General features: G+C 36.1%; 10 protein-coding genes and 1 pseudogene. 8 read left to right on the top strand and 3 right to left on the bottom strand.

Going from position 1 to position 9,733, the window contains the following annotated elements:
- The 5 genes and pseudogenes from WFK35_RS16535 to WFK35_RS16515 form a co-directional block, all read left to right on the top strand.
- Window positions 1-236: pseudogene (locus WFK35_RS16535) on the top strand (gliding motility lipoprotein GldD); the annotation flags it as partial.
- Window positions 237-264: 28 nt separating this feature from the next.
- Window positions 265-1,188 carry a PfkB family carbohydrate kinase gene (locus tag WFK35_RS16530; RefSeq protein WP_336733506.1) on the top strand — a complete coding sequence of 308 codons (924 nt, stop codon included), beginning with the start codon at window positions 265-267 and terminating at the stop codon, window positions 1,186-1,188.
- An 87-nt stretch (window positions 1,189-1,275) separates the two neighbouring features.
- Window positions 1,276-2,646 (top strand): peptidylprolyl isomerase, encoded by a 1,371-nt coding sequence (locus tag WFK35_RS16525; RefSeq protein ID WP_336733505.1) that lies wholly within the window; start codon window positions 1,276-1,278, stop codon window positions 2,644-2,646.
- A 126-nt stretch (window positions 2,647-2,772) separates the two neighbouring features.
- On the top strand, window positions 2,773-3,717 hold the full coding sequence (locus tag WFK35_RS16520; protein WP_336733504.1) for an NAD(P)H-dependent flavin oxidoreductase: 945 nt from the start codon (window positions 2,773-2,775) through the stop codon (window positions 3,715-3,717).
- Window positions 3,718-3,734: 17 nt separating this feature from the next.
- Complete coding sequence (locus WFK35_RS16515; RefSeq protein ID WP_336733503.1) at window positions 3,735-4,517, top strand: alpha/beta fold hydrolase; 783 nt, start codon at window positions 3,735-3,737, stop codon at window positions 4,515-4,517.
- Window positions 4,518-4,616: 99 nt separating this feature from the next.
- Here WFK35_RS16515 and WFK35_RS16510 read toward each other — a convergent pair whose 3' ends face one another.
- The 3 genes from WFK35_RS16510 to WFK35_RS16500 form a co-directional block, all read right to left on the bottom strand.
- The gene (locus tag WFK35_RS16510; protein ID WP_336733502.1) at window positions 4,617-5,234 is read right to left on the bottom strand and encodes an HD domain-containing protein; all 618 of its coding nucleotides are present in this window, start codon (window positions 5,232-5,234) and stop codon (window positions 4,617-4,619) included.
- 33 nt (window positions 5,235-5,267) lie between these two features.
- The gene (locus WFK35_RS16505) at window positions 5,268-5,567 is read right to left on the bottom strand and encodes a rhodanese-like domain-containing protein (RefSeq protein ID WP_214590466.1); all 300 of its coding nucleotides are present in this window, start codon (window positions 5,565-5,567) and stop codon (window positions 5,268-5,270) included.
- Between the two features lie 75 nt (window positions 5,568-5,642).
- The gene (locus WFK35_RS16500; RefSeq protein WP_336733501.1) at window positions 5,643-6,857 is read right to left on the bottom strand and encodes a tRNA modification GTPase; all 1,215 of its coding nucleotides are present in this window, start codon (window positions 6,855-6,857) and stop codon (window positions 5,643-5,645) included.
- Between the two features lie 87 nt (window positions 6,858-6,944).
- On the opposite strand from WFK35_RS16500, the gene queG reads away from it, so the two are divergent.
- The 3 genes from queG (at window position 6,945) to WFK35_RS16485 (ending at window position 9,575) form a co-directional block, all read left to right on the top strand.
- Window positions 6,945-7,889 carry a tRNA epoxyqueuosine(34) reductase QueG gene (gene queG / locus WFK35_RS16495; protein ID WP_336733500.1) on the top strand — a complete coding sequence of 315 codons (945 nt, stop codon included), beginning with the start codon at window positions 6,945-6,947 and terminating at the stop codon, window positions 7,887-7,889.
- Window positions 7,890-8,237: 348 nt separating this feature from the next.
- A complete protein-coding gene (locus WFK35_RS16490; protein WP_336733499.1) occupies window positions 8,238-8,921 on the top strand; it encodes a TIGR02117 family protein in 684 nt (227 codons plus the stop codon).
- Between the two features lie 72 nt (window positions 8,922-8,993).
- Window positions 8,994-9,575 (top strand): murein L,D-transpeptidase catalytic domain-containing protein, encoded by a 582-nt coding sequence (locus WFK35_RS16485; protein ID WP_336733498.1) that lies wholly within the window; start codon window positions 8,994-8,996, stop codon window positions 9,573-9,575.
- Window positions 9,576-9,733 lie beyond the last annotated feature (158 nt).

Raw genomic sequence — 9,733 nt, 5'->3', positions numbered from 1 at the left:
CAATCGACACAAAATCTTTCGAATATCCTGAAAAAAAGGTATACGGAAATTTTTATGAACTGAAAGGACAGAGCGCTTCCAATCTTCAGTTTTACATTACAGACAGTACCAAACATTTTGTAACTGCCTATTTATACTTTAACACAAGACCGAAACCGGATTCTTTGGCTCCTGCGGTAGATTATATCAAAAGAGATATGAAACACCTGCTGGACACATTTGAATGGAAAAAATAATTTACTTTTAAAATACTTTGAAAAAAATATGAAACTTTTAGTTGTAGGAAGTGTTGCGTTCGACGCAATTGAAACGCCATTTGGAAAAACAGATAAAATTTTAGGAGGTGCAGCTACGTATATCGGGATCACTTCATCTATTTTGGGCGTTAAGTCCGGAATCGTTTCTGTGGTAGGAGGAGATTTTCCGCAGGAATATCTTGATATGTTCACAAACAGAGAGGTTAATGTAGAGGGAATTGAAATCGTAAAAGAAGGGAAAACATTCTTCTGGGCAGGAAAATACCACAACGACCTGAATACAAGAGATACTTTGGCAACTGAAGTAAACGTTCTTGAAAATTTTGATCCTAAAATTCCGGATTCTATGCAGGATGCAGAGATCTTATTATTAGGAAATCTTCACCCGGGAGTACAGCTTTCCGTACTTGAAAAAATGAACAACCGTCCGAAACTGGTTATTCTTGATACCATGAATTTCTGGATGGATACAGCTTTGGAAACACTAATGCAGATGATTGCTAAGACGGACGTGATTTCAATCAACGATGAAGAAGCAAGACAGCTTTCAGGAGAATATTCTTTGGTAAAAGCAGCTAAAAAGATCCACGAAATGGGTCCGAAGTTCGTTATCATCAAAAAAGGAGAACACGGAGCATTGCTTTTCCACGATCATAAAGTATTCGCCATTCCGGCTTTACCACTGGAAGAAGTTTTCGATCCAACCGGAGCTGGAGATACTTTTGCAGGAGGTTTTGCAGCCTATTTAGCTAAAAAAGGAACATTCGATTTCGAAACCATGAAGTCTTCATTAATCGTAGGTTCGGCTATGGCTTCTTTCACGGTTGAGAAATTCGGGACAGAAAGAATTCAGGAAGTAAACGAATCAGACGTATTCGGAAGACTGAAGCAGTTTAAAGAATTAACAACTTTCGACGTAGAAGTACAATAAATACCTCTTTTTAAGAAATATTTATAATAAAAAATTTAGTGTAATTCATTAAGAATTCTAAATTTGCAACTTGTTTAAAATAGTAAAATGATAAATAAACTTAAGATCACTTTTCTTTTTGGAATTTTCATCATGTTGTTTGGTGCAAATATGATGAACGCTCAGTTAAAACAGGGAGATTTAGTGGATGGAATTGCTGCTGTAATCGGTGATGAAATTGTTTTGGAATCTGACATCAATGAGCAGATGAATTATGCAAAACAGCAGGGAGCTTCCAACATAGATAAGTGTGAGTTTTTAGAAAACTTACTGAATAATAAGCTTTTGGTGTACGCTGCTAAAAGAGATACGTTAATCGATAACCGTTCTGCTGCAATTAAAGAACAGGCGAATGCAAAATATCAGCAGTTGCTTTCTCAGTTTCCTGATGAAAAAACAATGTTGGCAGCCTACAAGTTCAGAAACGGATATGAAATGAAAAACGCAATCGAAAAAATCGATACCGACCAATATTACGGACAGGCTAAAATTCAGAGAATTACAGATAAAGCGGACGTTACACCAAATGAGGTAACCGACTTCTATAATTTATATAAAAGTCAGCTTCCTGAAATTAAAGATGAGGTGTCGTTATCTCAGATCATGATGTATCCGAAACTTACGGATGCCCATAAAGACGAGCTGATTAATAAGCTGAAAAAAATCAAGAAAGATATTGAAGGAGGAGAAACTTTTGAAAGTCAGGCAAGGATTTTCTCTGAAGACAAAGGAACCGCTTCCAACGGAGGTTTAATGAAAAACATTTCCAAAGGACAGATGGTAAAACCTTTCGAGGCAGCCGCTTTAAATCTTCAGGAAGGAGAGATCTCAGAGCCTGTAGAATCGGAATTCGGATATCACCTTATCCAGCTTGTTAAAAAATCGGGAAAAATCTACGAAGCGAGACACATCCTTCTGATGGCAACTCCTACTGATGAGGAAATTAAAACAGCAAAAGCTAAACTGGACAGTATCAGAGGTTTAATTCTTAGCGGAAAAATGACATTCAAAGATGCTACCTTCAGATTCTCAGACGATAAAAGAACCAAGTTCAATGCGGGAGTTATTCCGGGAGCGGACGGATCAAATAAAATCGAAAGAGAAACAGTTCCGGGAACAATCAGCTACGAATTGGCAGGATTAAACAAAGGAGATATTACAACCGCTTTTGATGATATGGATGAAAGAGAAAGAAAAGTAGTAAAAATCGTAAAAGTGGAAGATGTAATTCCTGCTCACCAGATCAAACTGGAAACAGATTACGACAGAGTGAAGCAGATGGCGCTGAATAAAAAGCGAAATGAAATGATCGAAAAATTTGTTAACTCAAAGCTTCCGACAACATTCATCTCCATCGACGGACGTTACGATTCTTGTAACTTCAAAGCCAACTGGAAAAGAGATTCAATTAAAAAATAATCATCAAAACCTTCAGAACTTCTGAAGGTTTTTTTATGCCCAAAATCTTCTGAAGACCGCTATTTTTATTATTTTTACAGCATGAGCAGTTTCATAGATTTTAATTCAGCAAAAAAGCTTCACCAGATGAATTCACAACAAAATAAAATTACACAACTCTTTAATATACAATATCCTATCATTCAGGCAGGCATGATCTGGCATTCCGGATGGAAGCTGGCTTCTGCCGTTTCCAATTGCGGCGGTCTCGGATTAATCGGTGCAGGAAGCATGTATCCCGATATTTTAAGGGAAAATATCCAAAAATGTAAGCAGGCTACAGACAAACCTTTCGGAGTAAATGTACCCATGCTGTATCCTAATCTGGATGAAGTGATTCAGATTATTCTGGAAGAAGGAGTGAAAATCGTTTTCACTTCTGCCGGAAACCCTAAAACATATACCGAAACTTTGCAGAAAGAAGGTTTGAAGGTTGCTCATGTGGTTTCTTCAACAAAATTTGCCATGAAATGCGAAGAGGCAGGAGTGGATGCCGTAGTTGCCGAAGGATTTGAAGCAGGCGGTCATAACGGAAGAGATGAAACCACTACATTCTGCCTGATCCCGAATGTAAGAAAACATATTTCCAAACCGCTGATTGCCGCAGGAGGAATTGCTTTAGGCTCCCAGATGAAAGCAGCCATGATTTTAGGCGCAGACGGCGTTCAGATCGGTTCCCGATTTGCAGCTACTGTAGAAGCAAGTGCCCATGAAAACTGGAAAAATAAAATTACAGAACTTCAGGAAGGAGATACCCATCTTACCCTTAAAGAACTCGCGCCTGTAAGAATGGTTAAAAATAAGTTCTTTAATGAACTGGAGGAGATCTACAACGTTGGAAGAAACAAAGAGTCTCTAATCGCTTCTTTAGGACGTGCAAGAGCCAAAAAAGGAATGTTCGAAGGCGATATGGAAGAGGGCGAACTCGAAATCGGACAGGTTTCTGCGTTAATTGATGAAGTTCTTCCCGTAGAAACCGTTTTTCAGAATTTACTTAAAGAATTTAACGAAACCAATACGCCAAGTTTATAGAATTAATCTGAAAGTTAATGGAAGGAAGGATTGTTAATGTCAATGGGAAAAAACTATATACAGAATATCATAACTCTTTTGAAAATAAACCAACTATTGTTTTTCTGCACGATTCTTTAGGCTGCACTCAGCTTTGGAGAGACTTTCCGGAAAAACTGGCTTTGCAGACGCAATGTAATGTGTTGGTCTATGATCGTTTAGGCTACGGAAAATCTTTTCCTATGCCTACCTATGAAAGAGAAAATAATTATATGGAGCAGGAAGCCGATCTCCTGAATGGCCTCTTAAAAGAACTGAATATAAATGATATAATCCTTTTCGGACACAGCGACGGCGGAACAATTGCCCTGATTTTCGCCGCTAAATATTCTGAAAAAGTCACTGCAACTCTTTGCGAAGCCGGACATATTTTCGTGGAAGACATAACAGTAAACGGTGTAAAAGATGCTTTTGAAGCTTATAAAACCACCAATCTTCCGCAACGTCTTGCAAGATATCATGGCGATAAAGTTGAAATGATAGTAAAAGCCTGGACGGAAATCTGGTTAAGCGACAGATTCAGAAGCTGGAATATTGAATATCTCCTGAAAGATATAGCTTCACCTTTGTTATTTATTCAGGGAGAAAATGACGAATACGGAACATTGGATCAGGTTGAAAAAACAATTTCTCAGGTAAGCGGAGCAGCAGAAAAGTTCATCATTCCGAACATCGGACATACACCGCACAAAGAAATTCCGGATTCGGTTCTGCAAAAATCTACAGAGTTTATTATCTCAATTATAAAGGCAGAATCCTGAAAAATAGCTGGTAAAATTTAAGCAGCATTACATTCCCCTCCTCTGGAGGGGGGGCGAAAATTCAAAGAATTTTTGACGGGGTGGTCAATAAATGCAAGATCAAAACCCATCAATTTCTATCTGAATATTCTTTCTTGCAATATCCTCATACTTTTCTTTAAAAATGGAGGTCTTAAAAATATCCTTCTGTTCCAGAAAATGTTTTAAAACCTTTTTTCTTCCCGGTTTATAAAGCAAATCGGGATAGATGGAATACTCCTTCCTTATTTTTTTAGTGTAATCAAAATATACTTCAGAATCTTTTCCGAGAATCGACAGATCAGCATCTAAAAGATAATTGGTATCGCTGTTTTCAGATAAGTGATGCGATTTGGTGGCAAGAATCTGTTCAGAAACTTTTTGACTGAAATGAGAGTCTACATGAAGTCTTTTCAGTCTTACTGCTGCAAATTCAGCACTTTTTTCTTCATTTGATTTTGAAGCAGCATCATAAATTACATCATGATAGAAAACAGAAAATGAGAGAACAGGATAATTTTCAATTTCTTCTTTTACAGCATCCAGTTCAGAGAACATATTTTCCAGATGCTCAAGATTATGATAATGTCTCCCTTTCTCGCTATATTTATTTTCAATTTCAGACCAGAGATCTCCAATAAGATTTTGATCTTCGGTAAATAAAAAACAGTTTTGAAGAAATCTTTCTTTCAGGTTCATTTTCAAAAATTTTCAGATAAAAAAAGGAACTTTTTAAAAAGTTCCCTGATTTGCTTCCAGATTTGCTTTCAGCTCAGCCCAGCCTCCGCCGTTGTAGCCGTCTTGCAAACCCTGAGAGTTAAGATATTCTAAAGCCTTTCCGCTTCTGTTTCCGCTTCTGCAGAACAAAATTACAGGCTTTTCAATAGACAGGATTTCTTCTTTTCTGTCTTCCACTTCTCCCAAAGGAATATTTTTAGCACCTTCTATGTTGCCGTCCATTTCCAGTTCCATAGGTTCACGAACGTCGATTAATGCATAATTTCCTGATTTTATAACTTCTGATAAAGACATAATTTGTTTTATTAGATTAAACTTATAACGAAAATACGTAAAATTTAAAGAAAATTTACAATTTCACAGCTTTTTCTAAAACAGCGTATATCCTAAGATCACAGAAGAAGTCTGATATTTCGAAGTCCAGTTTAAATAGTTTTGCATCAGATTTCTATTGGTGGATGTTCTGAATTCCACCTGAAACTTATCATTATACTTAAATCCTACCCCGAAAACAAAGTTATTGCCGGAAGATATTTTCAAATTATTATAATCATATCGGATATTTGATCCCATTTCAATGTCAAAAACATACGCCGCATTAATGAAGATTTTAGACTTGTCATTCAGAAAGAAATAATGTCTTATTCCCAAAGGAATTTCTATCGATTTATAATCTATATTTCTGATTGATGTTGTTTCGAAAGGCTGCCCTTCATAAACAACAGATTGCTTTTCTGTTTTGTAATACTGATAAGTAGGTTCTGCGAAAACGGCCCATTTATTTTTATTGAAAGGAAGAATAATTTCAGCTTCAAGACCTATTCTGAAAGATATTTTATTATCGAATTTCGCATTTCCGCTTCCGGAATAATAATCATTTACCATTTCAAAAGAAGAAAAATTCATCCCCGGTCTTATAGTCAGATTAAAAAGATCTCTTTTTTCGTAATTTTGATTGTAGTTTACCGCAGAACTGTTAGAACATTCGTTGTATTTCAGAAAAACTTTAATCAGATCTTTTGGTTTGTAATTCAGTTTATTAACGTCCGTAAGATCTACTCCGCAATTCAGATTATCCAGAATCTGCTTTTTATATTCTTCATTATAAGCAATTAATGAATTTTCAATATAATAAGGTTTATAAACAAGCTGCTTTACTTCAGAATCGTTCACAGAGAAGAAAAATCTTTCAAGGTCTTCATTTTCATAATACAATAAGTCTGCTTTTCCTTCCACTACATATTTTAAGAAAACGGTTTTTTCTGCAAAATTCGCTTTTTTCTCGTAAGACATCGATTGCAGCTGATCAGAAGAAAGATCTACCATCACCGTCTTTCTGATGTATTTTTGCTCATTATCGATTCCGAATTCCTGAATATTTTTAATGGATTCTTTTTTTGTTTCTGCAGAAGTTTCTTCTGTTTTGTATTCAAATTCTGTAGGATTGTTTTTCCAGTCCAGATTTTTGATCAGAACTTCACTTCTTTGTCCTGAATTATTTACGAAATATCCTTTTTCGAATTTTATTTGTGCGTTAAAAAACGTGGCAGAAATAAGTCCGGTGAACAGACAGATTTTTTTCATGAGTTATTATTTTTCCTTAGTTGTAAGGTCTGAATTTTTCAAACGCGGCAAAATTATAAAATAATCTTAATTTTGCAAGTGTAAATCATGATTTCAACCGCAGAAAAATATGCTCAGCTTATAAAATCCAAGGCAAAAAGTTTTGGGTTTCAGAACTGTGGAATTTCGAAAGCAGATTTTCTTGAAGAAGAGGCAAAACCACTCGAAAACTGGCTGAAAAATAATTTCCACGGCGAAATGAAATACATGGAAAATTATTTTGATAAAAGATTAGACCCCAGATTGCTCGTAGAAGGTTCCAAGTCTGTAATTTCTCTTTCCTACAATTATTTTCCCGAAGAAAAAATTTCCACTCTCGAAAATTTTAAAATTTCTAAATATGCTTATGCGGAAGATTACCATGAAGTAATTAAAGATATCTTACGTGAAATGGTTGCAGAGCTTCAGGAAGAGATCGGGGAATTCGGATTTCGTGTTTTTGTGGATTCTGCTCCGGTTCTGGAAAGAAGCTGGGCGAGAAAATCAGGAATCGGATGGGTAGGAAAAAACGCGAATTTAATTACAAGACAGAGCGGTTCGTTCTATTTTTTAGCGGAAATTATCTGCGATCTGGAACTTGTTGTGGATCATCCGGTGACCGATCATTGCGGAACGTGCCGAAAATGTATTGATGCTTGTCCCACCAATGCAATTGTTTCAGAAAAGCTGATTGACGGAAGCAAATGTATTTCTTACGCAACAATCGAGCTCAAAGACTCTATTCCCGATTATTTTCAGGACAAGATGGACGACTGGATGTTTGGCTGCGATGTTTGTCAGGATGTCTGTCCGTGGAACCGTTTTTCGTCACCTCATCAGCAAATGAAATTCAAACCGAATGAAGCGTTGAAAAATTTTAAAAAAGGAGAGTGGAAGGAGCTTACGCAGGAACTGTTTTCCGAAATTTTCCGCAAATCGCCTGTCAAAAGAACAAAATTTGCCGGACTGAAAAGAAATATTGAGTTTCTGGAAAAATCTTCACAAAATAAGTGAAATCATTTTGGCGGATAAACCCTTATCTGGAATTGTTGAAGTTCCAGAGTAAGAAGGTTGAACGCCCATTCCTTAAATGGATTTTTAAGGAGGGAAAGATGGCAGGTAAAAATTTTAAAAAATTTTCAGACTAAAAAATATATTCTGAAAATAAAATTTGTTAAAAATCAGCGTTTTTTCTGTATTCTTTTTGGGGCTACTTTTACTCTTACTTTGAATCTTTTGTTTGATTTCGTGTTTTTGTGCATATTTTTTAATATTTGGTACTTAAATTTAGCGAAAATTCCGATCAAAACAAATACTTTTACGAAAAATTAATAATTAAATTTTCATTAACTTAAATAAAACATGAACGTGAAAAAGATGTTGCTTCTCATCATTAAAGCTTTAGGAATTATTGTAGGAATTGTGGTTTTGTATATTGCTCTGGGTTATTTTCTGCCTTTTATTGAAGTTTCTGCGAAGGATGACGGCCAGAAAAAAGAAATTCCGGTTTATATTTACACCAACGGCGTTCATACAGATATTGTGATGCCTGTAAAGAACGATCTGCAGGACTGGAGTACAAAAATTCCGTTCGGCAATACGAAATCCAAAAGTACAGATTATAATTATGTAGGAGTGGGATGGGGAGATAAAGGATTCTATCTCGATACTCCAACCTGGGCAGATCTTAAGTTTTCAACGGCTTTTAAAGCTGCTTTCTGGCTCAGCGAATCTGCAATGCACTGTACTTTCTATAAAACAATGAAAGAAGGCGACGACTGTAAAAAAATTATGATCAGCCGGGATCAGTATAAAAAACTGGTGGATTTTGTAGATGCTAAATTTGATAAAGACCAAAACGGGAACTATAACCTTATTCCTACAAATGCTGTTTACGGTAATGATGACGCGTTCTATGATGCACAGGGAAAATACAGCTTCCTGAATACCTGCAACACATGGGCAAATAATGCTCTAAAAGCTGCGGATCAGAAAGCGGCATTCTGGACACCTTCAGATTACGGAATATTCTTACATTATAAATAATTTTCTGTGAATTTTTTAAGTTGGATAACGGTATGTCTGTTCCTCTTATCATGCAAACAGGAAGCGAAAAGTATGATTGAACCATCAATTTCAGAAATCTCAAAGCAGGAAAAGAAGCCTGAAATTGATTTAAATAAAACAAAATCAAAAGCTGAAGAAGCGCTTACATTCTGCAAATCCAGCAAATTCAATACAGATTTTTGTATTCTGATTGATATGAGTCTGCATTCCGGAGTGAAAAGACTGGTTGTGTGGGATTTTAAAACGAATTCTGCCTCAAAAAAATATCTGGTTGGTCATGGTTGCGGAAATAATCAGTGGAGCAGTGACGAATCAAAAGATCATCCGGAGTTCAGCAATGAAGACGGAAGCCACCTTTCATCACTCGGAAAATATAAAATTCAGGGACGAGGCTACAGCGACTGGGGAATTCATGTAAAATATCTGATGCACGGTCTGGAAAAAAACAACAGCAATGCGCTGCAACGATTCATTGTTTTTCATTCCTGGAATCTGATGAGCGATGAAGAAGTCTTTCCAAAAGGTTCTCCTGAAGGTTGGGGCTGTCCTACCATCTCCAATAATGCGATGAAAGAAATAGATCCGATGCTTCAGAAATCTAAAAAGCCTGTTCTGATGTGGATTTATAATTAAAAAAATTTAAATACAATCTCTTTACTATTAGAAAAATTAGTCTGATTTTTGTAGAGAAAACAGGGTTAATAAATCATTATGTCTAAAAAAGAAAAAGTAAATATTTTCTGGTTCAGAAGAGATATCAGACTGGAAGATAATACAGGATTGTTTCATGC

Origin of the sequence: Chryseobacterium sp. VD8 (assembly GCF_037149975.1) — a bacterium.
Taxonomy (GTDB): domain Bacteria; phylum Bacteroidota; class Bacteroidia; order Flavobacteriales; family Weeksellaceae; genus Chryseobacterium; species Chryseobacterium indicum.
The sequence above is the reverse complement of the archived record's forward strand: the minus strand, read 5'-3'. Positions and strand labels throughout refer to the sequence as shown.